Genomic DNA, 26449 nt, shown 5'->3' with positions numbered 1-26449 from the left:
TAAGTTTTCGGGAAGAGGATTAATTTTTTCATTGATAAATTTAAACTTATTGTTAATATCTTCAATATTGTTTTGCAAATCAGGTAAGATTTTATTATTATCATCTATTTTTATTTTATTTTTTATAAAATAAGAATAGAGGCTAACTAATAATTTATATGTCCTTTCTCTGTCCTTTCTTAGCATTTCAGAAACAAATTTTTTATCAAGTAAATCAGTAATCTTAAGCTTTTTAATTTGGTCTTCCATTTGTTTTGAAAGACTTTGTTCCTTATAGATTGGTTTCAACTTTTTACCAAAAATTATGCTCAAATCATCGTCATTAATTAGTTTTTTCATATATAAATTCATCTTCTGGTTTGAAAACTTCATCAAATGAATCCCTAATTTCATAGTTATCAAGAACACTTAATTTTGATGGCGGGCCATAAATTTCCTTAATAGTCTTCCATACTGTATCGTTAAGAAGTAATTTCATTTCTTGACTTATATCTTCATCATAATCTAATATAGTGGGATATGACTTAGTGTAGTTCTCTTTAAGATATGAAATAGAATCATTTAATAGATCTGCTATTTCTTCCATGAGCCACTTATTCCATTTAGCGTTGTAATTAATAGTCTTCCTTCCTGCTTGTATAATAAAATCCGCTTGTATTAAAAAGTATAGACCGCTTTTAACTTCATCTAATGGCATGAAAGAATAAACACCTAACAATTGAGAACTATTGAATTTCCTAATCTCATTTTTATTTGTATCAAGCTCAAATGCAATTGAAACTTCTCTTTTTTCAACATCTTCCCTATTAGAATTTTTTGTTTCATTATCGTTCTTTATATAATCAGGCACATCTATTTCTTTTGAAAACATTATATATCTTCCAATGGTTTCATCCAATTTATTTGAATTATTACTATTAATAGGTTGAGCTTTTTCAGATATCTTGTACTTGTATATATTGATATTATTGAGTTTTTCAGGCTCTTTTTCATGATTCCACTCTATAATTTTTTTCACATCATTTATATTATCTTCAATTTCTATTCTATTTATGTATTTAAGAAATAGGAACATATGACCTCTTAGCTTTTCATTTACAATTTTACTGAGCTGTTTAGCTGTTTCCTCTTCTATGAATATAGTAAATCTAGTCCATCCTTTATCTAGATCCTCTGGCATTGATGTAGGAATTGGAGTAAGTTCCCAAGCAACCTCATCTGGTTTAAGATTAAATTTATTTATTATTTCTCTCAAATAAGGATTATTCCATGCATCTTTAGAAAATTGAAATGAAACAAAGTAACTTCCATCTAGCGATTTAGAAGCTATATCTATATGATGCGATATTTTAAAAACTGACTTCCATCCGATTCCTATAAAACCTTTATAGCCAATTGATGGTTTCTTTCTTGGACTAACCGTACACAAGCTAATAATGTCATCTCTATCTAGATTTTTACCATTATTTTCTATTATAATCTTATCTTTAAAAATCCTTATCCTGAATAAGCCATTTTCATTGCATAACTCTTGCTTATTATTGCATAACTCAAATCTAGCATCCTCAGCATTTTGAAGGAATTCCAATATGAATTGATCAGGGTCTACAAATACATTTTTATACATAATTCTAACAGAATTCTTAGCAGTTTCTTCAATCACATTTTTAGTTTTTCCTACCAAATTTTTTTGCGATGATTGAGATAGCCACTGGTTCATTATATTGCAAACAACATCATAAGATGGTGATGGATTATTACAATATGCAGGTTCAGCTAATTGCAAATTTGATCCCATTTATATGTTTTTAATAAACAGCTATATTTATTCTTTTTGGTAATAAAATTATTACTTAATGAAATTTTGAGAATTTCATTAATAAACCAATAATAAAGATAAAAATTTTACTATTTTTATTCTGAATTCTATTGTCTCATAAATTGATATAAATCAAATATTTCATACAAATTACTTAAAGCTGCTTTAATAATAAAAATATGTTTTTAGATATAATATAGATATATTACCAATTTCTATTTTCAATGAGAAGCCTAAAGAGACTGCGAGTCTGCTTTAACAGCATGAGGAATATTTAAAAGTAAAATATTAAGATTCTTTAATGAATAATTTATAATATTTTGGCTGATTAAATCTCAACCTTGTTTTTTAATAATTCAAGATATCTTGTATAGTATTTATCTGCCTCAGATAAGAGGTCTTCATATCTGGCCTCGCTTATTTTTAGCTCTCCAAACCTTGACTGTATAAATCTAGCAACTTCCCTAGGCATTGCCTCTATAAGAAGCCTCCACGATACTTTCCTCATGTACTTAGGTAAAATTAAGTTGTTTCTCTTTGCATACCTTGTTACTTGGTCTTTGTTTATGTTTCTAGGAGAGATATTTTCTATTAATTTTAAGGTATTGTTGCTAAAATATACCCAATCGCATGGCTTATTCCCTTCCCTTAAGCCTATGTAGTATCTAGAAAATTCCGAAAACTTTACTAGCCTCTTTGTTACCATTTCATCGATTTCAACTTCCTCGTCTGGATTCCAGTTCTCAATAAGCATTATTGCGTGCTCCTTCCTTATCCCTGACTCAAGCATAATCCTGTATATCATGTAATAGACTTCATGATTTTCCCTTAAAAAATCAAGGGTTCTTTTAACGTCTTCAATATTTATTTGATAAGGCCTAACGCTGAGCTTATAGCCTCTTGAAGGAACCGCCTCCATTATCCAGCCAAATGTTTCAGGGCTTATCTTCCTCTTCATATAAAGGTACTGTATGTAATGCCTGAAGACATTTCTCAACCATTTATTTTTGTTGTTTACAACATATTCAACCAATTCTTCGCTAAGTTCCTTGCCCTTCAAGTGTTTGTCAAAAAGGCCTTTGTAGTAATTTAGCGTCTCGATGTTTTTCACCTTCTTCCTCTTCTTCCTTTCAGAAAGGAAGTTTTCAAAGTCCCCACTCCACTCCATCTTTACGTTTGACAAACTTATGCCGAGCATCTTCCTCAACTCTTCCTTATATTCCTTAACAACGAAGTTAAGAATGGCATTCCTCAAATATTCATCTTTAGAAGCTAAAGCAAGTATATTTAAAGCCAAGGAATAGTCTATAGATTCGTTTTTTACAACTCCTGTTCCCAGTCCTCTCATAAATCGGGAACCATAACCAGTTTATATGAATCTGAAAAGTAGAGCTTATGAGCTTATATGAAATTTATGATTTGTGGCGGACCCGGGGGGATTTGAACCCCCGACATTCGGCTTAGGGGGCCGACGCTCTATCCTGGCTGAGCCACGGGTCCAAAATAGGACCTCTAGGCCCTGGCACCCTTTCGGTATTATGCCAAAAATTTAGTTTGCTAATAAAATTTTAAAGCTTTACTAACCTTTAATGTATTGATTCGCAATTTCCTTAGCTCTTTCCAATGCTTTTTTTATATTACCCTCTTTAACATATTTTTCATAAATTTCATCTTTTTCTACTTCAAAATATAAATTATATCTTATTTTGGAATCACTAATATTTTCTTTTAAATACTTTTTCAATTCCTTCATAGAATCATATAGCGTTTTGATCTCTATGTCATTTATTAAGCATTTCTCTATTTTTTCTAGACTTCTTCTAGCTGCTATACCAGTATAACCTAAGCTGGTAACAGCAACTTCCAAATAATCGTAGATTTTTTTCCTAAATGGGACAATAACATTACCTTTTGAAGCTTCTGTAGCATTATTAATTAGCTTCCTCTTTTGCTTAGCTAACTCGTAGATTTCATTATTTATTTCATAGTTGTTTGTGGCTATTACTATCAAATCATTCTCATCAATTAATTTCTCTATATCTTTTGAATTTCTTATCTCAAGATTTATTAATTTGACTTTGCTATTATTTTTTATGTCATTTATTTCTTCACTAAAATAAGAAGCCACAATGGTAACATTTGCTCCCTCATCTAAAAAAGTCTTGGCTCTTCTATATCCTACTTTTCCTCCTCCTATTACTAATACATTTAAACCTGAAAAATCAATATATAAAGGTATGTGTGCCATCTAAATTCCACCTTTTTTCTATTTCATTATAATCCAAAAAGCATAAAGGATCGTCTCCCCAGAAATCTTTATTAACAATTTTAGCTCTGCCTCTACTGCCCCCTCCACATATCTTTTTAAATAAACAAGAAGAACATCTTTCTCCTCTTAAGTTTTCCGATAAATTAACAAATTTTTCAAGAGTTTTATTGTTTAGGCTAAGGATTTCTTTTAAGCTTTGTTTTTTCAGATCACCTATTATATAATCCTCAATAAATTGACATGGTCTAACAGTTCCATCAGGGTATATACTGATTGTTTTCCTTCCACAATCACCTTGGGCTTCTATCATTTTTAGATATTTGAGAAAATCCTCTTTATTATTTGCAATTCTGTCTGCAATATATATTCCAATAAAGTTTCCTCTAACTAGTTGGATTTCTAATTTTGTTTTATATTCCTTTGCTTTTTCAATAAGTTCTTTTGCCAATTCAATTAATTGATCATTTGTAGGTAAATCCGAAACTATATTAACTGCACGACCTATCGTATCTAACAAATATAATGATACTCTTTTGGCGTTGATTTTTGCTGCAAAATCTATCATCCTTGGTATTTCTGAAATATTATATTTTGTTATGGTAGTTCTTATTCCTACATCTATACCATATTTAATTGAGTTTTCAATACCTTTCATTGTTAACGAAAATGCACCTTCATAACCTCTAAATTTATCATGATATTCTGGATATATGCTGTCAAGTGATATGCCAATATAATCATAGCCGAGTTCTTTTAATCTCTTTGCATTTTCTTCAGTTATCAATGTTCCGTTACTGCTTAAACCAAGCTTAGGTCTTTTCCTGTGAGACAATATTTCTGATAATTCCCAGAACTCTTTCCTATATAAGGGTTCTCCTCCTGTAAAAATTACTAATGGAATTTCCATTTTTAATATTTCATTCGCTATCTCAATTAATTTTTCTCTACCTAATTCTTCTCTTGTGCTTTTTGACGATGCATCTATATAACAATGCACACAATTTAAGTTACACTTATAAGTTATATTCCAGAAAACAACTGGTCTTAGCTCATTGGAAAAACTAGAAGGCTTTTCTTTATTATAATGCCCTTTAATTTTTGAAGATACTGTACCTTCGCCAGTTACCATAACACTTATAGGAATCATCTAACTACACCCGGTTTTAAGTCAGCTAAACTGTATATAATCATGAGGTCTCTCGGATTACATTTTTCCTTGAGAGTTTTAGCCATATCTTCTATTTTCTTTTTTTCTGTAGCATGAACCATAGCATAGCTTACATGTTTCCATTTTCCCTCTGGTATTGATTGTCTTAAGACAACATGTGTTGAAAAACTCATTGATGCTGCACATTCACATATTAATTCTTCATTACCATTAGGTTCCATAACTACCATACCATTTTCCTTAAATCCGAGTTTTTCTCCATCCAAAGCAGCCCCAGGGTCAGCTAAAACACCCTTTTCTAATAACTTCTTTATTATATATTCAAGCTCTTCTTCCTTTAAATCATATTTCTTTAAAACAAAATCATAAGGCTTTTCATTTATAGGAATACTTCTTATAGATAATGGAAAATCCTTATCAATGCCTAAATCTTTCAATAGTGGAGGATGTTCAGGTAATAATGCGTATTTTCCAGCCTTAGAGACTCCGTTTATAATATCATACTTAACACTTAATTTATAGGTTCTTTTAGAAAGTAAAACAACATAAGATTTTGAATTAGACTCTTTGGTCATTCTTTCCGCTAAATTAATCAATTCTTCGTTGCTAGCTCTCTTAGCAACTATCCAAACATTGTAAATCGGGTGACTCCTTAAATAACTATGAGTAACGAGTGGATCCTTCATAGCTATTTCAGCTAATTTTTTGTAATTTTCGCCCGCTTCAAAAGCTATTAAAGCTGCCTCATTACCTTGAGCCCTAAAATTATAGTAGAAGCCAATTCTCTTTATTATACCATCTTTTTTTAAATTGTTTATTCTTTCTAATAAATCTTGTAACCCTATTCCTACTTTATTGGCTATATCATCATATGGTCTAGCATGCAATGGGAAATCATATTGCAATTCCATTAAGATCTCTTTATCAATTTGATCCATAACATCACCCTCAAGTATCATAACTTAAACCATAATTTTTTAATATTTGTTCGTAATCCCCTGGGTTGTATAAACATGATGGGTCTTCATCTAATGGATCCCCAGTATAAGCAAATGATCTTGCTCTGCTACCCCCACATATATTTTTGAATTCACATAATCCGCATTTTCCTTTTATTTGAGAAGATCTCAATTTCTTGAAAAGCTCTGAATTTCTATAGATATCTATTATGCTTCTGGTTTTTATATTTCCAGCTGGATATGGTAGAAAGCCGCTTGGATATACATAACCATCATGAGACACAAATACTATGCCCCTACCATCTCTAGTGCCATGAGTTTCTGCCTTACTTTCATTCTTTGGTTTTCCTAACTTCTCTCTTAATCTGCTAACGAGATCGTAATAGAGTTTTCCATGTTTTATTATTTTTTCATGATCTATACCTTTTCTTTCTAGAGATTTATAAAGCCAGGTAACCCTTCTAAATATTGGTCCTTCTGAAGTCCTTATTGTTATATTATACTTACTGGCCTCATATAAAAAAGATGAGACATCTTCCCATTCATTCTTAGTCAAATCTTCATCAAATTTACCTCTTCCAACAGGTATTAGATAAAAAACTTCCCATACTCTTACATTCAACTTATTTATTAACAAATCAACCATATCTGGAAGTCCTTCAACTGTTGATTTCATAACGGACGTATTTATTTGCACTTTTATTCCTTTTTCATTCATTTTTCTAACAACTTCAATAGATCTGTCCCATGTTCCAGGAATACCCCTTATTTTATCATGTATTTCTTTATAAGGTGAATCAATGCTTATAGAAACAGAAGATACTCCATATTTTGAAATCTTCTCTATTGTATTATCATTTAATAGAGGGGTAACACTTGGAGATAAAGCAGTAACAATTCCTTTCTCTTTCGCATATTCTATTAGCTCCCATATATCATTTCTCATTAAAGGATCTCCACCCGATAAAACCAATATGGGAGAAGGTCTTCCAAATTCAGATATTTGATCAATTAGTTTTATACTTTCTTCGTGGCTTAATTCATTTGGTAGGGGTTTTGTTATGGCTTCAGCTCTACAGTGCTTACATGCAAGTCCACATGCTTTGGTAGTCTCCCAAAATATTAGTATAGGTTTTTCATCCATAGGCCACTCTCTATGACTCATAGCTTATCCCATAGCTGTAAATACTTTCTAAATAAATATTAAGTAGTATATGTTTATATAGACTTGTATAATTATTACTTAGATTTTTGTCTCATCTTTATTATTTCATCCGATATCAAACTTAAAATTTTTCTTTTACTACCTTTTTTTAATATAATTACCCTCCTAGTTTGCTCATACCATAATTTAGGATATTTCTTTTCTTCAATTATTGGATTTAATCCCAACTTTTTAGTTACTGTTATAATTTCTTCGATGCTCGGTTTTGTTACAGCTTTATTTTTTGGAATTTTTCTACCATTATTTCTAGATAAGCTTGAATCTAAATAAGCAGGCCAAATTACAAATTTATCTTCCTTTGGCATGAAACATAACCTACTCTGCCTGCTGCATTAATTGTTTTTTCCTTATAATTGACAACTTTACTTCCTTTCTAAGCCAAAGTTCCATTAATGGACATGTTGACGGTTCATAATATCCACCCAATCCGCATTCATCAATATGAGGACATGTTGTACATGGTATGTCCAAAATTGAGGATAGGCTGATGTTTAATAGCTTTGATTCAATTGGTTTTTCTGTTATAAATAACCTGTAAGTTCTCCTTCCATTAACAATTACTTGTTCCCTTTTAATTAAACCTTTCTTAGCTAATCTTAAAACAAGTCTAGACCCTTCCCTGCTATCTAATCCCATCATTTTCCAAAGTTCGCTTTGCAACACACCATCTTTATGATCCTTTATTGTTTCCAATGCTGCTTTTTCTACCTCATCTGAATTACGCGGCAATCTACCATGCACCTCAGTCATATTAGCCTGGTTTTAGATACACTACTCACTAAATATAGGATGACTAAAAGATTTATATCTTTAGTATTTCGTGTATTAATAATATATTAATTAATCTTTTAAAGCTCTTTTTTATTAATATAACATAAAAATATAATTAAAAACATTTTATTAACAAATTAAGTATTTTGCTTATAATTAAAAACATTTTATTATCCCCTAGCTTAATTTTTAGTATATGATTAACTATAGGGTGAGTATTGGTGGAAAATCCAGTAAAAGAGGCAAAAAAGATTTTAGATGAAACTATCGAATTAGCAAAGAGAATATATGGAAAAAGATGGATGAGAGAATTAAACTCCATAGAGGATAGATTTGGAGGAGATCCATATGATGTTTTAGATTTTCTTAAAAAAGAGGCTGAAGCTAAAGGAATTAAAATTGAAGAAAAACAAAATGAGAATAATGCAAAATAATTTTTCTTTTATAATGAAAATTAACTTGTATTTTAAAGATTTTAGTATATTAGTATAGGTTTGTCATTGAATTATATATTCAATTAAAATAGGCTTTATTAAAAAGGCTTTAAAAATATAATTCTAGTATACCTTTCTTTGTATACATTTGAACTCATAAAATTTCATTATAGATTTTTGAGTTGTTTCAATTGTGTTAAAGCATAAAATACACCAGTATTACTCTTACTAAAAGGGATTTATAATAAGAGAGGGGAGGTATTATTGCCGGTTCCATCAAATAAAAAACTCGAATTACTAGGAAAGCCGAGAAATATAATATTTAACTATATCTTGGTAAACATAGAAAATAAAGGTTTAAAATTGAAGATAAATAGTAACGTTTATGATAGCAAGTTTAATCTGATAGGTAAAATAAGCGATATAATAGGAAATGTAAACAAACCATACGCTGTTGTAAAGCTTAGCAAAGATAAAATTAATATGAATGATGTGTTTTTTGTTGAAGTAAAAAGATATTGGAACCGGTATCATAAGAGGTGAAACTTATGGAAAGATGTCCTGTATGTGGATCAAGAGATTTGGTAACAACACCAGAAGGTAAAGTTGTTTGCCAAAGATGTGGCATAGTGATAGATGAAAACTTATTGGTAGACAAACCAGAATGGAGGTCATATAATGAGAAAGGTATACAAAATACGAAAGGTGTTGAGAGGGCTTCTCAGGGAACAACTTATTTAAGACATGATAAAGGAGATGGCGTTATAACCTTTGTTCCACCGAAAGTTAGAAATCATTTGAAATCATTAAATAATAGAAGACTGAGCATGAAACATGCAACATCGAGACAAGAAATGCCTAGGATAGCATTATTTGTTTTAGCAAACAAAGTAAGTGATTATTTTAACTTATCCGTACATCCTAGAGAAACTTTAGGTTATATACTACACAAATATGTTGAAAAAAATGGAAATTCGGTTGGTAAAGACAAAGAGGCTATAGTTGCTGCAGCTCTTGCTAAAGTTGTAGAGGTTTATAATTTAAATATATCTCAATCAGAAATAGAAGAATTTATGGGTATAGATAACAACAAAATCTGGGAAGGGAAAAAGAGACTGAATGACCTTGGTATATTACAAGAATTTAGATATATAGAGGCACAAAAAGTTAATTATGCTGATAATAAGGACAGAATGTTAACAAGGGTAGTAACTTACATAAATAGAATTGTTTCGACATTAAATTTAGATCAACAAGTAATAGAAGAATCGATAAGATTTGTCAATAATTCTATAATGTCAGGAAAAACGCTTTATGGTAAAAAGCCTGAAGCTATAGCTGCTGCTGCAGTATATTTAATATCAAGGCTAAACGGTTATGATATTAGTCAAAAGGAGATAGCAAATTCCGTATCTATTAAGGAATCTACTGTTAGAAAGCTTTACAAGTTCCTTATAGGAAACATGGCAGTTGTGGTTTACCTTTAATTATTTTTACATTTTCTCCTTTTAAACTTAAAATGCCAGTATTACCTTTTGGTGTAAAAGTTGCTAGATATAATAATCATGGTCTCATCAATATTAATAATATTAACAATAATTTCAATAATATTATATCATAATTCTAAAAAGATATTGTTACAAAAAAGAAAAATTTCCAACAACTTATTAAAAAATTTATACCTAAATTTAATAGAATGGTATGTAAAATCAACAAAAAATAACTATTCTGATTATGCACAGCTCTTATTAGATAACAAAGATAACATAAATATACTAAGGCTCAGTAGAATTTTAAGAAGCATCAAATATTGTCCAAAGGATTCAGAAACTTTATCTATATATCTCAGCAAATTAGGCCTTTATGAAGATGTAATAATGTTGTCAGCAAAAGGTTGTAGTGTATCTTCATCAGCCTTAATTGAGTCTAGAAATGCATTGTTAGCTTTAGGAATAACGAAATGGGAAAACGAAGCTTCAAAAAAACTGGGCAAGGAATCTATATTATCTAACAAAGCTGATTTAATTTCACTGTATTGTTCTGAAAATAAAATTTATGTATATATAAACGATAACGAAATAGAAATACCTCCTAAAGGATCTGAGTGGAGGATTGGAGATCCAAAGGAAGGTCTTGAACTATTATTATCGTCTGCAAAACCTTCAAAAGTTATATATTGGGGTGATTGCGGAAGAAGTTTAGACAGTTATAACAAAATCAATGCCAAGAATCTTTATTCAATAGCATTTCCGGATTCTGAACTGTCATTAATTTCAGCATATTATCATTTGTTAATACCTTTATCAACTACTCCAGCTAAAGCAGTATATTATATATCTCTTATTTCTAAAAAGATTATGGATCAGTTAGGTATAGAATGGAAAAACATGCCAGAAGATGTTAAAAATGCAGAATATCTTCCCGATACTCAAATTCCAAAATTGGAAGATAATTATTTTATAGTAACTGATAAGCCAAGACTTATTTATCCTATTTGGAAACCTTACATTTTAAAGCAGTTGCCATTAACTGGTAATTCATGGGATTACGCAGCAAGAGTTTCAATTGCATCCTTAAGAGTAAGACATGGCGAAATAACAAAGGCTGCAACAATAAAAAGAGGTAATGAACTTGATAAATCATTACCATACTTAATAATAGGTAATATAATAAAAAACAAAGAACTCAATAATAATGAATCATATCAAATAGAACCTTGGGATCTGGACTGTGTGGAAAAAATAGATAAGGTAAAATTGGATTGCGTAGAAAATAATGAGGATTGTCTATTTATGCATGGATTAACAATTTGGGAAAAAGAGATGATAAATATAGGTGCTAATATACCTTGTAAAAAAGAATATCAATACAATGATCCTAGGGGTATTCAAATAAATAATGAATCAAATATTAAAGCTAAGGAAATAGTTACAGAAACATTTATGCACCCTGAAATTTCAAAAAAATTAAATATACTAGCCTCTTCAAAAACTAAAATAAAGGTGTTATCTACATCTAATGAAATTAAAGATCCAATCAAAGCTGCGGAATCTGCATTAAAATTATTTGGTAACGAAGGCAAAAAACTTATTATTACGCCAAATGATGCTCTAGCAAAAATTATTAGCAATGCTATAGACGGAATATATTTAGGCAGCATCAATGACTCCAATATGTGGTTTATTGATAATAAGATTGGAGTAATTTCGTGGGAGAAAAATTTAATGTTCCCAGAGATTTCATCATTTGCAAATGATATTGTATTAATGTTTCCAGAAAGAATAGTAAATAATGTTAGTTATGATGGAAAAGGGTATTACGATTTTTATACATATAGAACTTTAGAGATTGCCTCAAAATATGGAGCCAAAACAGTATCAAGAGCTTTATCATTATATGAAAATAAGGATTTTGTAGATCTCGTTGAACCTAAGCAAGACATAAATGTAAAAAAAGGTATAAACTATAATTATATTCTAGAGGAAGTCAACTCTTACTTTAATAAACTTTGGAAATCAAAGCCGAGACCTTATCAGGAAACTAGTATATCAACTTTCCTTAAAATGCTTGAAAAAGGCAATCCAACAATAGAAATAGTAATTTTACCAACTGGTGCAGGAAAAAGTGCTATATTTCAAATAATTTCAAAAATACTGCAAGACTCTGGTTTTGGAGGATCAGCTCTAATTGTTTCTCCATTAAAAGCCCTAATACATGATCAGGTAGAAAATGCTAAATCAAGGGGGTTTAAGACTCTGTATATAGATTCGAGTATACCTTTATCGAAAAGAATAGACGCTATAAAGTCTACAAAAGCTGGTTACTTAGACTTTTTATATATAACTCCAGAAAGGTTTGGAACTGATATTATTGATGATATATTTGAAAAAGGCAATCCATCTTTAATAGTTTTAGATGAAGCCCATACCCTTTCTAAATGGGGATTCAGCTTTAGACCAAGCTATTTATACATGGCATCTAAGTTGCAGAAAATTAGAAACAATGGATATCCACCAATTATAGCATTAACAGCAACTGCACCAAGAGATGTAATAAACGATATATTAGAAAGTTTAGGATATGATCATAATGAAGCAGAAATACATAACATCTCATTAAAAACTGAAGAAACGTTAAATATTGACTATAATGGTAAGCCAAAGGTTCTAATTGCACCCACTATAAGAGATGAATTGAAGTTTGATGTAATACCAGTTCCGGAAAAGGGTGAAGATAGAGTTAAAATTTTAGCAAGCAACGCAAAAAGTTTAATTGAATTTGCAAACAATTTTAATGAACCTTGGCTTGGTTTAATTTTTGCCCCTTATGTAGAAAGTAAAAATGCATGGTGGTTTAATGCTGAAAATTTATCAAAATGGCTATCTGATGAACTAAATTTAGATATTTTATTTTATCATGGGAAATTAAATGAAAAAAAGAGAAGAGAAATTGAAAAAGTTCTATCAGAATCTTCAAAAACAGGGAAAGGACCAAGAATTTCCGTTGTTACAAAAGCCTTCGGTATGGGGATTGATATACCGAATGTAAGATGGATTATACATAGTATGCCTAGTGAAAGCATAGAAGATTTTTATCAAGAATCAGGAAGGGCAGGCAGGGATGGAAAAGAAGCTAGAATTATTACACTTTATAATCCAAACGATATTATAAGAAGAAAATCATTAGCTGAAAAATCAGCAATTAGAGCAAGTGGAGTTCTTAAAGTATATAATAAAATACTAGCATACAGATCCTTATTAGCTGAAAAGGCAAGTAAGGTTGAAATTATACCTATACCATTAGATGTTCTCACAAATGATGAGTGGGCTGCAGTAAGATATTTGGATGTATTAAGAAATGCTGGAGTATTAGATTATTCTTTAGTAAGAGGACCATTAAAAGCCTATGAAGCAAATAAAAGAGAAATAGAATTAATCTATGGATGGTGTGTACCATTAGAAAAAGGTTATTGTTTAGCCAGAGGAGGATTAGAAAAAATAAACAATGAATTCAAACCTATAGATGTTATGACGGCTTTATGCGAGTTAAACAGTAGCAAATACGAAGCATTAATTACTTTGGGAAAGGAAAAAGGCCTATCTAAAGATTACTGCGAAAAATCAATTGTATCTGATTATAATAAAAACTTAATTGCATTAATAACTTTATCACCAGGAGAAAAGAGGCAGGCTAAATTTTTAGATCATGAAGTTTTTAATGAAGTATTAAGATTCTCTAACAGAGAGATAGAAAAAATTGAAGAAATACAAAAAATAATGGAAGAGGCTATTGCAATAAGATCTAGAAACGGTTCAAATAGCGTAGATCCTTTAATCAAAAAAAGAGTTGAAGAATATTTAACAAGAGACTCACAAAAACCTGATTACAAAAAAATTAAAGATTTAGGCAATGTTATTGAATGTACACCATTAAAGGGATGTGCTGAAAGAATAGCTCAAACAATATCTGATATGGAGAGAACTTTTGGAGATAAAAATGTAACAATTGCTATTAATTCTTATGATTCCCTAGATGTAGTTGAAAAAGAATATAGAAAAATAACTGGCATGACTCCAAAGTTTTCTAACCAAGCTTATAAAAAGATTTTGGCTTATATTAACAAAGGAAAAGAGGAAAAACTTATGGACTATGGATATTTAGTCTTTATAGTTAAAAAGAATAATAGAAATGAAATATTAATGGATTTTCTAAACAAATATAAATATGCAGCATCATATTTTTACAAGTATTAAAATGGTAAGGAAGGTATTACTACGTATTAACCTCTAAGTTTTTATTTTGTATAGTTAATTAGTGAAGGTGGTATAGATATGTCTCTTCAAGCTTTACAACAGGTGTTTAGTTCAATCGTATCTCATATACCAGGATTACCAGTAAATGGTGTCAGCTATTACATAGCTTTTGCTGGATTAGCAATACTGTTAACTTTTGTAATTGCAGGAGTTATAATAATGTTAGCTAAAGCTTTCAAAGCTACATGGAATTTAACACCATCAGGGTTTTTAAAGTTGCTACTAGCACTAGGAGTAGTGTTAATAATTATCGGTATTGTTGTTCCATAACTACCTTAGATTTTTCTTCTAGCAAAATGCGTTTTCTTTTAAGTATCTTTAATCTAACAAAGTCCTCTCTCATACGTTCATCCAATACTGCTGTTATATACTTTATAGTTTTAATGTAACTAGGCAATATAACATAATCTAAAGCATTTATTAGCCTTTGAGTTTCCTTGAGTTCATCTATTAGTCTTAATATGGTTTCTTCATACATTGCTAAATTAAGGATCGATGGAAGCAAATTCTTTAACATTATATAAGATATAGTTAAATCAGGTGAACTTCCTGGAGGGAGAGAAGGAATGGCGAGGGTTTCCATTTTAGGTGTAAAAGTTGGTGTTCTAACTGAATATAAAACCCTCATACCCGTTTTTATAACAAAACTTTCAGGAACTGATGATGCATACAAATTCACTTTTGATATTCCTTCATTGGCCATGCCTCTATAATAAGTTGTGAATAAATCAACTGTATTTTTAAAAACTTCATTTTGATATTTATTGTAATCTTCAGCAGTACTTCTAATGTAGTGTAATAATACCTCCCTTTTTTCTTCCATCACTTTCCTAACTCTTTTTATCATAGCATAATCTCTTTTCAGTCGTATTAGGTTTATTTTTGTTGGTAAAGTTCTACGTGGATCTACACTCAACTCTAAACTCCCAGCTATTTAATGCAACAAATATATTTAAGTTTTTAAATATTGTTATTTATTATAAAGTAATATTATTTTAAAAAAACTATTAATCTTTTATTATAACATAAAAAATGATGAATTATGAAACTAGAATTAGGCCAAGGGAAAAACCAAATCGTGATTACACCAGAGAGTGAGGAAGATCTATGGAACTTAATGCTTATACTAAGAAAAGGAGATTATATTTATACAAGAGTTTTAAGAGACGTTTCAACAAAAAATTCGAAAAGCAAAGAAAGAAAACCAATAGATATAAAGTTAAGGATAGAGAATGCCGAATTTCAACCCTTAACCGGCAAATTAAGAATTTTTGGAGTCATAGAGGAAGGTCCAGAAAGGTTTGGAGTAAAGGGAAGGCATCAATCCGCATACATTTCTTTAGGTCAGCAAATTGTATTGGAAAGGCAAGAAGAATGGGATGAAAAAACTATAAACAAATTAAAATCGAGTGGCCCAAAGGGTAAAGGTTTGATAGTTGCTATTGATTATGAAGAATATGCTATTTCTCTCATAACATCTCTAGGGGTTTATAATATTGAAAGCAACAGTATATATCTCAGCGGAAAAGATGATCCTAATAGGGAAAATGAAGTCGATTCATTAATAAATGATCTAGCCAATAGAATTATAAATTACCTATCAAAAGAAAAAGCAAATGTTTTAATTATTGCTGGTCCAGGAAATTTGAAAGATAAATTATCAGAGAAAATAAAAAGTATGGTAAATGTCAAGATAATAATAGATAACGTTTCTAATGGTGGAATTGCTGGTATTAATGAAGTCTTAAGAAGGAAATCTATTATAGATGCATTAAAAGAATTTTCATCGATAAAATCTCAAGAAATTCTTGATGAATTTATGATGCTCGCATCAAAAGACAGAGATTTGATAGCATATACATTAAATGAAGTATATAATGTTGCGCAATTAGGTGCTATTGATAAGATTGTAATATTAGACAAACTTATTTATAGCATAGACGATAATGAGAGGACTCTTGCTGAAAAAATACTTGAATATGCAGAGAAAACTAGAGCTGAGGTCGTTATAGTAACAGAAGACTCTATTGTTTATCCCATATTATCTAACTTTGGTGGAGTTATAGCAATACTAAGATATAAAATTCCTAGAGAAAGTTTTAAAAATTGATATTAAATTAGCCATTAATCGAATCTATAATAAAATCAAGAGTTTTTCTACTTAATGTTGCTATTACATCACCTATCACATTAACATTATTTGCATCGACATCTGAATCTTCTCCTTTTGAATTAACAACAAATCCATTACACTCTCTAATAAACCCTATAGCAGCTGCAACATCAACATTCCTTAATTTACCTCTCAAATCAATAAAAGCATATGATCTCCCAAGACCAGTATAAATTAATTCTAGAGCAGAACTTCCTAAACTCCTTATTTTTAAGCCCGGCCTTTTTGTTATAAACTTAGCAAGTTTAAATGCCTCTTCTTCTTTTTCTAAATAAGCAAATAAGATTTTTGATTCTTCTTTATTAATTTCAATCTTATTGTTACCTTCGAAACAACCATTTCCCTTAGAAAAAGAAAATGGTTCGCCATTAAAATAAACTGGATATACAACGCCTGCAATAGAATTGCTTACTTTTTTCTTATTTGGAGGTATTACTGCCAATGAGACAGAACTCCAAGGTATGCAATTCTCATAATTGATACTTCCATCCAAAGGATCTAAAACAAATGTATATTTACCATTTCCTATCACATTAGATTCTTCAGTCACAATTTTATAATCTATGCTGTAACTACTCAATGCTTCCGCAATAATTTTTTCTGATTCTAAATCTGCCTTTATTGTTTCTCCCTTAATTAATTTTATTTCATCTTTATTACAAAAATTTTTCCTCAAATACTTAACAGATTGATATGTAACATCTATCATAATTTTTCTTAATTCTTCGCCATCGTACATCTTTTACTCCCATTTTTAAAAGAATTTTGACTTTAAATTTTATTCTGCAGCATATATGTTTGCATTCTTTCCTCCAAAGAACCTCTTATACATGTAGATGTTCAAAGCCATAATTACGCTATAAGAAATAAAAGGAATTATAATTAATGATTCGTCCATGAAAGGGGATGCTACAAATGTTCCTATTGATGAAAATCCTAATCTTGAACCTTGATTGATACCAGAAATTCTTCCTCTTTCTTCTGGCGGAACCATGGATAACATAGCTGATTGTTGTATAGGTATCGCTATTACTCTTAATGCCGGGAAAACGATGTATATACCTAAAGATACAGGTAATATCCTAATAAAGGGGAATACTATCATTAAAGGTATAGTCAAACCCCTTGTTATGTATATGCTTTTTAAGAATCCTATGCTTTTATCTATTTTCGGAGCTAAAAGCATTGAAAAAGTGGCTAGTAAAGAAGCTATTGTTGTATATATACCCATATTTGTTCTAGAGACATCATATAATACTATAAAAATAGGTATAAGAAATGGAGTTATGATACCGCTTGATAGGCCATTTAATATACCTGTTATAGAAAATTTTAATGTTATACCACTAGATTTCATTTTTATAGATTTTGCTCTGATATTTTGACTTTTTATTAAATACACAAAGATTAAAGGAATTATACTAAAAGATAGAGCTAATTCTAGTTCAAATCTATAAGAAAATATTCCTCCTAATAAAGTACCTCCAGCAGCAGCTATATTTGCAAAAAACGAAAACAAAGAAATTAATGTTGTTCTATTTTTCCTTGATGTGAAATCTGCAATTAATGCATTTTGTATTGGTGCTGTTGAACCTCCTATGCCACCTCCAGCCATGGCCCCAGTATTGCTTATGCCTCCAAGAATTGCTGAAATTACTGCAGTTGCAAAATTTATTTTAATTAATAATGCAAATATTGATATTACTAATAAAATTGAAGATAAAAAAAGGCTGTGCCTCCTACCTATTAAATCTGCTAAATAGCCAAATATGATTGAAAATAAAGCTGTAGCTAAAGCAGCAGAAGCATATATTATGCCTAAAGTTGATAAACTTAGATGAAGGTATTTTAAAGCTACATAGGGATAAACTATCGATATGATACCAGCAGAGACACTTCTCATAATCCTAATGAAACCCAAATAGCTAAGCGAATTTTTGAAGTCGTTTTTGGCTTCTATATTTGGCATTTTTTCACCGGTTATATTTATAAGAAATACATATAAATATTTTATATTAAATATGGCACACCTTTTTTACAAATAATAGAATCTTTACTTATTATTTTTCCAGAATCATCTAAGAGACCGTAATAATATGCAACAGTAGAAGACATAGCAGCTGAACCGTTTTCGTTTTTAATTAACACCATTTTTTTATAATTGTTTTCATTTTCCTCAGGATAGTCAGAAATGCATGCAGAAGAAATTCTAATGCTTTCATCAAACCTATCAATTTTGATAGCTATTACGTTAAATGTACCAATAAATGCTCCAATATCTTTAATATATTTATTAGTTTGATATAAAATCATATCTATATCTTTATCAAACTTAGAAAACAAAAGACCTAATACTTCACTATCTGTATAAAGTTTTGGATTTACATTAACCTCTTTAGATATTTTATATTTATCTACAACACCGTTATGAGCCAAAACAATTAAGCTGTTTTGGGTATGAACCAAGTAGGGATGGGAATCTATAAAACCCCTTACAGGCTGATCTTTAGCTGCTAGTCTTGAATGAAAAATTGCATAATATTTTGATTCATCAATTAAATTAATTGATGCTTTATCATCAAATATTGGTTTACTGCTTTTATAATATAATGAAGTTTCAGGATTTGTAATATAATATCCCCATCCAGTATTATGCTTTATCCCATTATAAAAAATATCTTTCTTTGATGCTTTAATCAATGATTTATACAAACCTTCTATCATGTTTTTATTTGAGTTCGAAATAAATAGCCTACACATATTACTCCTCCCATTTTCCTACTTTCAATGCCAAGAACAAATATATTAATGTTTCAAACAATAATATCAGCAATAACTCATAATTTAAACTACTTTTAACCATAAAAATTTGCAACAAAATTGATGCTGGAGTAGCTGGAGATATCATAAGTGGTATAATTGCGTATTTTGGTAAAAACGTATAAGGATAATATAGAGGTGGCAGCATAGTTAATATGACTGATAAAAAAGATCCAACACCCCACGAGTTTCTCATATGCGATACTCTGCTGCCTGTCATATAAGCTAAGCTCGTGGCAGCAATCATAACAATTATAGAAATTAATATTATTAATCCTAAAAATATCAAATTAATTACATTATAAACAAACCCTAAAATAATATATAAAAGCAAACCAGGTAATGAATATAATAAATTTCCTAATCCCATACCGAGTAAGTACTCTATTGGTGTTACATCAGCTGCTATTAAAAGCTCCTGTAATTTCAATTCCAATTTAAAAAATGACGTATCTCCTATTGCTGTTAAAGCATTTCCAGTAATTATAGATATTATTCCACCTAATATTGCATATTGAATTAAGTGACCTCTACTAACAATATAAATAAAGAACATAAGAGAAAGAGGCAAAGCCAAATATGAAAGAACATAATAAAATCCTCTTTTTATAGATGAATAACCATAAAACCAAACAAAAGCTAGAACAAACCTCCAATTGAATTTAACTTTCTTCAATCTCAACACCACTTAAAATCAATACATCCTCTAAGCTTACGGGTTTAACAGAAACCTTGACTCCATTGTTAAGATTTGTCTTACTTATTATTTCTTTTGCTTCCTCTGGGGTTAAATAAGAGATCTTTAAATCTCCAATGCTTATTTCTCCTATACCTTCAACCCTTACTTTTCCCTTTAAAGGTTCCATCAATTCATTTAAGTTACCAACTTTCAACGCCTTCCCTTTATCTATTATAGCTATTTGGTCACATAGAGTTTGCGCCTCTTCCATGTAATGTGTTGTTAAAATTACATTCCCTTTAAGTTTCCTTATAGCACCCCAAACTTCGAGCCTCGATATCGGATCTAACCCTACAGTTGGTTCGTCTAAAAATATTACATCAGCTTGAGAAGCTAATGCCATTGCAACAAAGATCTTTCTTTTCATACCTCCTGATAATTCATCTGTAGGAGTTTCCATAAACTCTCCTAGACCAATTTCTTTTAAAGCCATACGTGCTAAATTAAATGATTCTCTTATTGAAAAACCTCTTGATGTTAAATACATAACCAAATGTTCCAAGGGGGATGAAATTCCAGCTGGTTTGACTTCTTGAGGAATGCTACATATAATTTTCCTTAATTTATGCCTATCATTAACAACATCATAACCTAAGACTCTGGCATTTCCTGAGGTTTGCTTCAATTGAGTTGAAAGAATTTTAACTAGCGTTGTCTTACCTGCTCCATTTCTACCTATTATACATGATATCCTTGAATTCAAAGTCAAATCAAGCTCATCTAATGCTTTTACTCCATTATTATAGATTTTAGTCAGTTTTTCTGTTTCTATTATGTTACTCAATTTAGCCCCCATTGAATATTTATTTTTACAATATATATTTTTTGAGCTATATTCAATAAGCTTTTTATCATTAAATTGTTAACATATATAAGCGTGCGGGTAGGGTTGGAGGGCTCGCCACCCTTTAACTCCGAAGGCGTAACGCGGGACCAGTAATCTTGTTAAGTTACCAAACGTGATAGAAGGTCCCCATAGTAAGATGAACTCCGCTCCGTGGAGTTTGCATAGGTTGGGGGTCTGTCGGAGGACAGATGCCTACAACCCTAATCGGGAGAACCTGGCCAGGCCCGGAAGGGAGCAACCTGTGCCCGAATGCAAACGTTCACGGCATGCGGAGAAGATTTACCATGGGGGTTAAAACCTCTATCACGTTTGGTAACTTAACAAGAAGCCGCACATCAAAAATATAATAACATTAATTTATTTTTCATATAAAATTTCTTATGAAAAATAGTTTAATATTCCTATATTTGTTAGTTATATATGTGACAAACATAATTAAGGCGGAAAAATGAATCCAAGTAAAAGATATCTATGGATAGTTTCATTCATAACTTCTTTTGCTGCAATATTAACTCCCTTAGATAGCACTATCGTTAGCGTATCGTTACCTGTTATATCAAAGAGCTTAAACATGAGCTATGTTGAGACAATTTGGGTTCCTTTAGGGTACCTTTTGGCTTTAACAGCTCTATTGCTCCCTTTAGGTAAGCTTTCAGATATTAAAGGAAGAAAGCCCTTGTTCACAAATGGATATCTAATTTTTACTATAGGAACTATAATGAGTGGTTTATCATTAAATGGTATAGAGCTCGATTTTTGGAGAGTAATACAAGGAATTGGAGCATCATTTATTTTAGCTGTAGGAGGGGCAATAATAACAGAAACTTATCCAGCTAATATGAGAGGAAGAGCATTTGGTATATGGTCCTTTGCCGTTTATTTAGGAACAACCATAGGTCCTGTTATTGGCGGATTAATAGTAAGCGTAACAACATGGAGATATATATTTTTTGTTACTGTCCCGTTATCATTAATCGGTTATATTTTATCAATAATTTATTTAAAAGAACCTGAAATCAGATCAAGTATTAAAATGGATTATGTAGGATCTATATTATTAATATCCAGTCTACTTAGCATTATCTATGGTATAACTTATGGATCTTTTATAGGATGGAACTCTTTTTCAATATTTATTTCATTAGTAGGTTTAATTATTTTTGGCCTATTTATTTTATATGAAAACCATTATAAAGAATTGTCTATATTGGACGTAAGCTTATTAAAAAACAACATTATGTTCACTGCAGGTAATATGGCAGCACTGTTAAATTATACTGGTTATTTCTACCTATCTTTCTTTATATCTTTTTATATGCAAAGAATCCTCAACTTTTCACCATTACTAACTAGCTTGGCCCTAATATCATTATCCATATCTATGGTAATAATTTCTCCCATAAGTGGATGGTTGTCTGATATAATTGGATCTAGAATATTAGCGACTCTTGGTATGATTTTAATTATGATTGGCCTTTTATTGTTTATACCATTAGGTACAAAAGCAGGTATTATAGATATATCATTAAGAATGATTCTTATAGGGATTGGTATGGGATTGTTTTCATCGCCAAACACAAGTGCCGTAATGGGATCTGTAAGCAGGGATAAATTAGGAGTTGCTTCTGGAACATTAAATATGATGAGATTTTTAGGACAATCCTTGAGCTTAGCTGTTGCAAGCTTAATAGTTTCTTCTTTTGTGCCGCACAACATTTTATCTTCAATATTTACAGGATTACAAATATCAAGTTTTGAAATCTCATCGGAATTATTCTTACTGGGCCTTAGAAGACTTTATTTAATATCTTCAATAATAATAGGCATTGGCGCAATTCTTTCTGCTTTAAGAAACAAGAAATAATTTTAAATAGAATGCTTATATTTATAAAACCCTCTTTGTAAAATGTAATTTGAGGGCCGGTAGCTCAGACTGGAAGAGCGCTCGGTTGGCATCCGAGAGGCCCCGGGTTCAAATCCCGGCCGGTCCATTTGACCGGTCTGGCATTTAAATTTTTACTGTCAATAATTCTAAAAAGATATAAACAAATGACATTATTATTAAATAAAAGGGGTGTAAATGTCAGTAAACAGCAATATGAAAGCTTGGATTTTATCGATTGGAAATGAATTGTTAATTGGAAGAATTGTTAATACAAATGCTTCTTGGATCGCTAAACAATTAACTTTCTTGGGAATAAACGTAACCAGAATTATAACTGTTCCTGATATAATAGATGAGATTGTTGAAGAACTGGAAAGAGGATTAAAATATGCAAATATTATTATAACAACTGGAGGGTTAGGTCCAACTTATGACGATAAAACATTAGAAGCAGTTGCTAAAGCTACTAAAAGAAATCTTGTTTTAAACAGCGAAGCGCTAAACATGATATCTATGAAGTTTTCAAAAGGTAACTTACCCATGACTAAAGAAAGAGAAAAAATGGCATACATGCCTGAAGGAGCTATCCCTTTGAAAAATTCAGCAGGAACAGCGCCTGGATCTTATCTAGAAATAAATGGAAAAATAATTATTTCATTACCTGGAGTTCCTAAGGAAATGGAAGCAATATTTGAAGAAGAGGTTATTGATAGAATCAAAAAGATTATACCTCCTATTTCAGTTATTGAATGCGGATTCAAAGTTGAGGGAGTTCCTGAGTCTTCATTAGCCCCAATACTTGAGCAAGTCGATAAAAAATTCTCTAATTTATATATAAAAAGCCATCCTAAAGGAATAGAAGTTGGAGGTCCAATACTAGAAATCAAAGTACTTGCATCCGATAAAGATAAAAATAAAGCAAAAGAAATTGCGGAGAGTGCTTTAAAAATTGTCAAAGAACAAGCAGAAAAACTCAAGGGAAAAATATCTGAGGAGTATTGTTAACCAACAAATAATACTAACATTAGTTATAGCACTTTTTGGAGCTTTTTTAATCATATTAAATAAATATTATAATAACAACGCATTGTTTTGGACAGGAGTTTTAACAATGTTAGCCTCACCATATATATCGTTTTACATAATTTATAAAATTTATAAAAATAAAATCTAAACTAAATATTAACTTTAATTTTTAACTCTCCTTAACAATAATAACAAGGGTAATAAATATGTCAGAGCAAGTAAAGTCAAGCAAGAGGCCGCCAAATTTAGAAGTATCTGGAGATGAGAAACTAATAAGGAAGGTTGAGGAAGCATTAAAAGAAGTATATGATCCAGAAATTCCAGTTAATGTTTATGATTTAGGTTTAATTTATCAAATAGAAGCTAAATATGTTGATAACAAACCGAAAATAACTATTATTATGACTCTAACAGCAATTGGTTGCCCAGTTACAGGTTCAATATTAGCATTTGTTGAAGAAGCTATAAAAGATAGAATACCTGATGTTGATGATAATATAGATATAGAAGTAACGTTTGAACCTCCTTGGAATCCTGATATGGTAAGCGAGGAAGGAAGAGAATTATTAAAAGAAGTCTATGGATATGATGTTGTTGAAGAATGGAAGAAAAACTCCCAATATGCTCAATCTGGCCAATAATTATTTCAATTATTAACATTAATAGAAAAGACCAATATATATAAAATTTTTGCCAATTTTAAATTATTGGGACAAAGAATGGCAATTAAAAATAATTGGATTATAGGAATCGATGAAGCAGGAAGAGGCAGTCTTATTGGAGAATTAATGGTTGGATCATATGCCATATTAGAAAATAATCTAATTTTTCTGAAAGAGATTGGAGTTAAGGATAGCAAAGCACTTACACCAAATCAAAGAGAAATGCTCTACGAAATTTTAATAAGAAATGGAAAGTTTTCTGTAACACCTATAAAACCGTCAGATCTAGACAAAAACAATATAAATATATTGGAGGAAAAAGCCGCTTTGCAAAATATATTGAACTTAAAGAAACAAATTGGAAACTTAAGCAATGTTAGTTCTATAATAATAGATAAATTTGGTAACTTAAGGATCTTGCATATAAAATTAAAACAAATGGGATTTAAGGGAAATTTAATTGTTGAACCTAAGGCCGATGTTAATTACTTAGTTGTTTCTGCAGCAAGTATAATAGCTAAGGTAATTAGGGACAGAAGATTAGATATACTGAGAAAAATGTATGGCATTAAGGGAAGTGGCTATCCATCTGATCAAGAAACAGTTAATTATGTGCTTTCAGAATTGAAAAAAGGGAAGAAGCCAGAATATATAAGGTACTCATGGGAAACGCTAAAAGGCACAGAATTCTATATTAAGAAAAGTAAAAGAACTTCAAAATCTCTGCAAGAATTTATGAAATAGAGGTGGAAGAAACGAGCAAATCAGCTGTAAACAATAGGCCATTTGAAGCGCTACTTAAATTTATGGATAATTATGGTTATTCTAAAATAGGGTCTAGGGAATGGCTGGAACTTGATAGATTAACAAGGCTTGGTTTCCAATACTTAGCTACTGAAACTTTAGTTAGAGAATATTCTTTTATAGAAGATGAAAGTTATCATGGCAAGGAAATTTATTCTCAGGAATGGAGAGGAAGCAAAAAAATAGTTCTATATTCAAATGGCCAAGAAAAAGCTGACGTAGTTATAAGTAGAAAGGTTAATCCCAGTATAAAATCATTATCTTGGAGATCCCTTCTTGATTTCCTTCCTCAACCTCCATTGCCATTATTTGTAATAGACATGAGTATGAAATTCATACATACACCTGAAGAATTAGCAAAACTTAGATTACAAATAGGTATAAGCTTATCAGTTCTAAGAGAATACTTATGGGATTCTCACCTGGCAATTACAGGTACAGATGAGGAAACGAGCAAATGGATTTTAGAGGTCTTAGGTTATAACAAAGTATCTATATCAAACGCAAGGCCTAGTGAAATACTATGGGGATTTGATGCAGACAAGGTAATAATATTAAGGCCTGACGCACCTAACGCATTAAAACCTGAAGATGTTTTAACTGCAGATGCTTTCCTTATCGGAGGGATAGTTGATAAAATACCTAGGCCTGGAATGAGTCGTATGCTTGATAGTTTAGTTCCTTGGGGAATTCCAAGAAGATTAGAGCTAAAAGGCTCAGTAATAGGTGTTCCAGAAAGAATTAATAGAATTATAGAAATTCTGTTAAAAACTAGATATATATACAATGGTGATATCACAAAAGCAATTATTTCAACAATGACTAAAAAAGATAGAATATCAAGAGCTTATAGAGAAATAATTAAAGATGCTAAAGAAGAGGGAGGAGTTAGATTTGTAACAAAGGAAGATTTTAATAAATTAAAATCTTGGCTTCCATTAAATTATGATGAATATTTGGAAGCCGCTAAAAGAGCCCATATAGAAGTAAGAGGATAATATTATTTTAGGATATTAATGTTGATAAAAATTCATA

General features: G+C 30.6%; 26 protein-coding genes, 2 tRNA genes and 1 other RNA gene. 13 read left to right on the top strand and 16 right to left on the bottom strand.

Annotation, left to right across the window (positions count from 1 at the left end; all coding sequences use genetic code 11):
• The 10 genes from Q0C16_RS05855 to Q0C16_RS05810 form a co-directional block, all read right to left on the bottom strand.
• Positions 1-339 (bottom strand): hypothetical protein (locus Q0C16_RS05855; RefSeq protein WP_292320377.1); only part of this gene is annotated, 339 nt, incomplete at its 3' end.
• Positions 323-1798: a hypothetical protein gene (locus Q0C16_RS05850; RefSeq protein ID WP_292320375.1), complete on the bottom strand. Its 1476-nt coding sequence runs from the start codon at positions 1796-1798 to the stop codon at positions 323-325. The genes Q0C16_RS05850 and Q0C16_RS05855, both read right to left, overlap by 17 nt.
• A 349-nt stretch (positions 1799-2147) precedes the next feature.
• Positions 2148-3167 carry an integrase gene (locus Q0C16_RS05845; protein ID WP_292320373.1) on the bottom strand — a complete coding sequence of 340 codons (1020 nt, stop codon included), beginning with the start codon at positions 3165-3167 and terminating at the stop codon, positions 2148-2150.
• A gap of 74 nt (positions 3168-3241) precedes the next feature.
• Positions 3242-3319, bottom strand: a tRNA-Arg gene (locus Q0C16_RS05840).
• 79 nt (positions 3320-3398) lie between these two features.
• A complete protein-coding gene (locus tag Q0C16_RS05835; RefSeq protein ID WP_292320371.1) occupies positions 3399-4067 on the bottom strand; it encodes a bifunctional precorrin-2 dehydrogenase/sirohydrochlorin ferrochelatase in 669 nt (222 codons plus the stop codon).
• Entirely contained in the window at positions 4042-5235 is a 1194-nt protein-coding gene (locus Q0C16_RS05830; protein ID WP_292320369.1) for a radical SAM protein, read from the bottom strand. Before Q0C16_RS05830 ends, Q0C16_RS05835 begins: the two co-directional genes overlap by 26 nt.
• Positions 5232-6194: an Lrp/AsnC family transcriptional regulator gene (locus Q0C16_RS05825; RefSeq protein WP_292320367.1), complete on the bottom strand. Its 963-nt coding sequence runs from the start codon at positions 6192-6194 to the stop codon at positions 5232-5234. Before Q0C16_RS05825 ends, Q0C16_RS05830 begins: the two co-directional genes overlap by 4 nt.
• Before the next feature lie 10 nt (positions 6195-6204).
• Complete coding sequence (locus Q0C16_RS05820) at positions 6205-7380, bottom strand: TIGR04053 family radical SAM/SPASM domain-containing protein (protein WP_292320365.1); 1176 nt, start codon at positions 7378-7380, stop codon at positions 6205-6207.
• A 74-nt stretch (positions 7381-7454) separates the two neighbouring features.
• On the bottom strand, positions 7455-7745 hold the full coding sequence (locus Q0C16_RS05815) for a signal recognition particle protein Srp19 (protein ID WP_292320363.1): 291 nt from the start codon (positions 7743-7745) through the stop codon (positions 7455-7457).
• Between the two features lie 10 nt (positions 7746-7755).
• Positions 7756-8169, bottom strand: a complete 414-nt coding sequence (locus Q0C16_RS05810; protein ID WP_292320361.1) for an Lrp/AsnC family transcriptional regulator — start codon at positions 8167-8169, stop codon at positions 7756-7758.
• Between the two features lie 263 nt (positions 8170-8432).
• Between Q0C16_RS05810 and Q0C16_RS05805 the strand changes: the two genes are divergently transcribed.
• The 5 genes from Q0C16_RS05805 to Q0C16_RS05785 all read left to right on the top strand — a co-directional run bounded on the left by Q0C16_RS05805 (position 8433) and on the right by Q0C16_RS05785 (position 14728).
• Positions 8433-8645: a hypothetical protein gene (locus tag Q0C16_RS05805; RefSeq protein WP_292320359.1), complete on the top strand. Its 213-nt coding sequence runs from the start codon at positions 8433-8435 to the stop codon at positions 8643-8645.
• Positions 8646-8909: 264 nt separating this feature from the next.
• Positions 8910-9188: a hypothetical protein gene (locus Q0C16_RS05800; RefSeq protein ID WP_292320357.1), complete on the top strand. Its 279-nt coding sequence runs from the start codon at positions 8910-8912 to the stop codon at positions 9186-9188.
• Positions 9189-9193: 5 nt separating this feature from the next.
• Positions 9194-10132 carry a transcription initiation factor IIB family protein gene (locus Q0C16_RS05795; RefSeq protein ID WP_292320355.1) on the top strand — a complete coding sequence of 313 codons (939 nt, stop codon included), beginning with the start codon at positions 9194-9196 and terminating at the stop codon, positions 10130-10132.
• A gap of 60 nt (positions 10133-10192) precedes the next feature.
• A complete protein-coding gene (locus Q0C16_RS05790) occupies positions 10193-14398 on the top strand; it encodes a DEAD/DEAH box helicase (protein WP_292320353.1) in 4206 nt (1401 codons plus the stop codon).
• A gap of 78 nt (positions 14399-14476) precedes the next feature.
• Positions 14477-14728 carry a hypothetical protein gene (locus Q0C16_RS05785; protein WP_292320351.1) on the top strand — a complete coding sequence of 84 codons (252 nt, stop codon included), beginning with the start codon at positions 14477-14479 and terminating at the stop codon, positions 14726-14728.
• Here the strand turns inward: Q0C16_RS05785 and Q0C16_RS05780 are convergent.
• The gene (locus tag Q0C16_RS05780) at positions 14706-15374 is read right to left on the bottom strand and encodes a V-type ATP synthase subunit D (protein ID WP_292320349.1); all 669 of its coding nucleotides are present in this window, start codon (positions 15372-15374) and stop codon (positions 14706-14708) included. The genes Q0C16_RS05785 and Q0C16_RS05780 overlap by 23 nt on opposite strands.
• 126 nt (positions 15375-15500) lie before the next feature.
• Between Q0C16_RS05780 and Q0C16_RS05775 the strand changes: the two genes are divergently transcribed.
• Positions 15501-16568: a pelota-like protein gene (locus tag Q0C16_RS05775; RefSeq protein WP_292320348.1), complete on the top strand. Its 1068-nt coding sequence runs from the start codon at positions 15501-15503 to the stop codon at positions 16566-16568.
• A gap of 7 nt (positions 16569-16575) precedes the next feature.
• Here Q0C16_RS05775 and Q0C16_RS05770 read toward each other — a convergent pair whose 3' ends face one another.
• Genes Q0C16_RS05770 through Q0C16_RS05750 form a run of 5 tightly spaced genes read right to left on the bottom strand, consistent with a single transcriptional unit; the run spans position 16576 to position 20965 of the window.
• On the bottom strand, positions 16576-17370 hold the full coding sequence (locus tag Q0C16_RS05770) for an inositol monophosphatase family protein (RefSeq protein WP_292320346.1): 795 nt from the start codon (positions 17368-17370) through the stop codon (positions 16576-16578).
• Positions 17371-17409: 39 nt separating this feature from the next.
• A complete protein-coding gene (locus tag Q0C16_RS05765) occupies positions 17410-18600 on the bottom strand; it encodes an MFS transporter (protein ID WP_292320344.1) in 1191 nt (396 codons plus the stop codon).
• Between the two features lie 41 nt (positions 18601-18641).
• Entirely contained in the window at positions 18642-19391 is a 750-nt protein-coding gene (locus Q0C16_RS05760; protein WP_292320342.1) for a hypothetical protein, read from the bottom strand.
• Between the two features lies 1 nt (position 19392).
• A complete protein-coding gene (locus Q0C16_RS05755; RefSeq protein ID WP_292320379.1) occupies positions 19393-20136 on the bottom strand; it encodes an ABC transporter permease in 744 nt (247 codons plus the stop codon).
• Complete coding sequence (locus Q0C16_RS05750; RefSeq protein ID WP_367117919.1) at positions 20114-20965, bottom strand: ABC transporter ATP-binding protein; 852 nt, start codon at positions 20963-20965, stop codon at positions 20114-20116. Before Q0C16_RS05750 ends, Q0C16_RS05755 begins: the two co-directional genes overlap by 23 nt.
• A 101-nt stretch (positions 20966-21066) precedes the next feature.
• Between Q0C16_RS05750 and ffs the strand changes: the two genes are divergently transcribed.
• The 7 genes from ffs (at position 21067) to Q0C16_RS05715 (ending at position 26412) form a co-directional block, all read left to right on the top strand.
• Positions 21067-21372: signal recognition particle sRNA (ffs, locus tag Q0C16_RS05745), an RNA gene on the top strand.
• Between the two features lie 113 nt (positions 21373-21485).
• Positions 21486-22901 (top strand): MFS transporter, encoded by a 1416-nt coding sequence (locus tag Q0C16_RS05740; protein WP_292320338.1) that lies wholly within the window; start codon positions 21486-21488, stop codon positions 22899-22901.
• Positions 22902-22954: 53 nt separating this feature from the next.
• Positions 22955-23028 (top strand) — tRNA-Ala (locus tag Q0C16_RS05735).
• An 89-nt stretch (positions 23029-23117) separates the two neighbouring features.
• Positions 23118-23927, top strand: coding sequence for a nicotinamide mononucleotide deamidase-related protein (locus tag Q0C16_RS05730; protein WP_292320337.1), 810 nt, complete (start codon positions 23118-23120; stop codon positions 23925-23927).
• Positions 23928-24154: 227 nt separating this feature from the next.
• The gene (locus Q0C16_RS05725; RefSeq protein WP_292320335.1) at positions 24155-24589 is read left to right on the top strand and encodes an iron-sulfur cluster assembly protein; all 435 of its coding nucleotides are present in this window, start codon (positions 24155-24157) and stop codon (positions 24587-24589) included.
• 66 nt (positions 24590-24655) lie between these two features.
• Entirely contained in the window at positions 24656-25354 is a 699-nt protein-coding gene (gene rnhB / locus Q0C16_RS05720) for a ribonuclease HII (RefSeq protein WP_292320334.1), read from the top strand.
• 2 nt (positions 25355-25356) lie between these two features.
• Complete coding sequence (locus Q0C16_RS05715) at positions 25357-26412, top strand: tRNA (guanine-N1)-methyltransferase (protein ID WP_292320333.1); 1056 nt, start codon at positions 25357-25359, stop codon at positions 26410-26412.
• Positions 26413-26449: the final 37 nt, after the last annotated feature.

It is taken from the genome of Caldisphaera sp. (genome assembly GCF_023256325.1).
Lineage (GTDB): Archaea > Thermoproteota > Thermoprotei_A > Sulfolobales > Acidilobaceae > Caldisphaera.
The sequence above is the reverse complement of the archived record's forward strand: the minus strand, read 5'-3'. Positions and strand labels throughout refer to the sequence as shown.